This is a genomic window from Sphingobacterium tenebrionis (assembly GCF_037126265.1).
In the GTDB taxonomy this organism is placed as follows: Bacteria; Bacteroidota; Bacteroidia; order Sphingobacteriales; family Sphingobacteriaceae; genus Sphingobacterium; species Sphingobacterium tenebrionis.
This window is the reverse complement of sequence record NZ_JAYLLN010000074.1, coordinates 1-1,578: the sequence shown is the minus strand read 5'-3', so window position 1 is coordinate 1,578 and position 1,578 is coordinate 1. Positions and strand designations below refer to the sequence as shown.

At 52.9% G+C, this 1,578-nt stretch carries 1 protein-coding gene; it reads left to right on the top strand.

All coding sequences use genetic code 11. The annotated features are described in order from the left end of the window. Nucleotides 1–244 precede the first annotated feature (244 nt). Nucleotides 245–1,540: an IS110 family RNA-guided transposase gene (locus tag VJ786_RS16510; RefSeq protein ID WP_134777043.1), complete on the top strand. Its 1,296-nt coding sequence runs from the start codon at nt 245–247 to the stop codon at nt 1,538–1,540. Nucleotides 1,541–1,578 lie beyond the last annotated feature (38 nt).

The following is a 1,578-nucleotide window of genomic DNA, read 5'->3' as shown; positions in this document are numbered from 1 at the left end:
TGTCATCCTGAGAATTAAAAATTTGAACTAAATTTATCGGAAGGTGATGACATTTAGTAACTTAGTTCATTGACCATTCTGCAGTTTGACCGGACTATCGTATAGTGCATCTTGCCTGTCCCTGAGCTTGGTTCCATAGATTGAGGCATTGGAGTTTGGTACATCTTTTAGATTGTCCGTATGGTAGCCTGCCGTTTATTTTTCCTCTATGGGCTTAATGGTTTCACATTTTAATTGATGTGCCATGAAAATCATTCACGATCATGCTGCGGGGATCGATATCGGTTCACGCAGAATCTTCATCTCCGTCCAGGGGCAGGAGGTCGTTTCCTTCGCCACTTTTACCCGTAACTTTCGCGAAGCCCTGGACTATCTGCTCTCCCATGGTGTGGACACCGTTGCGATGGAGGCCACGGGTTCCTATTGGTTCATCCTTTACGATATCCTCCACGCCGGAGGGCTTGACGTCTGGCTGGTCGACGGCCGCCAGACCAAACAGGTCCCCGGACGGAAGACCGATGTAAAGGACTGCCAATGGATCCAGCAGCTGCACAGCTATGGACTGCTGAACCGCTGCTTTGTGGCCGAAGGGGACCAAAAGGAGATCCGCAGCTACCTGAGGCTGAGGGAGGACCTGCTGCGGAACGCCGCCATGCATGTCAACCACATGCAGAAGGCCCTGGTGGAAATGAACATCAGGCTTCCCGAGGTACTGAGCCAGATCCATGGAGCAAGCGGTATGGCCGTCATCGGTGCCATCCTGTCGGGCGAGCGCGATCCTGGTGTCCTGCTGTCCCTGTGCCATACCAGGCTGCGCAGGACCAAGTCCCAGGAGATCCTTGCCGCCCTGGAGGGTTTCTATACAGAAAGGGGTGTGTTCGCCCTAAGGATCGCCCATGAGGCCTATCTGTTCTACATGAAGCAGATTGCCGAATGTGACCATAAGCTGGAAGCCCTGCTGCAGAAGGGCGGCGATGGCGGCAAAGGGACCCAGTCAGGGCCCAGGAAACCGATACGGCACAACAGGCCGGACATCAGGGACCTTGGCGCCCATCTGCTGGACCTCTTCCAGGGCAGGGATGCCACCATATTGCCCGGGATCACGGACTATACCTGGATGCAGATCTACAGCGAGACGGGAAACGATCTGGAACGATGGGCCACGGAGAAGCATTTCACAAGTTGGCTGGGGCTATCTCCGGGGCAGAACAGCTCGGGCACAAGTAGCAGAAGGGTCAAGCGGAAGGGGAAACCGCTGACCGGACAGATATTCCGGGTCATTGCACAGGGACTCCTACAGAGCAAGAAAATAGCGATCGGGGAATTCGGACGACGGCTTCGGGCCAGAAAAGGGCCTATGATCGCCATCAAGGCCATGGCCAACAAATTGGCAGCACAGTATTGGCGACTGATGGTAAAGGGGACTACCTATGTGGAACAAGGGGTGCAGACCTATGAAACACAATTGAAAAAGCAGAAGGAAAAGTACCTAAACAGGTTGGCACTGGAGTTCGATATGAAATTAGATAAGATACATTGACCTGATTAACAATAGGTTATACAACATGTCATTGGTAG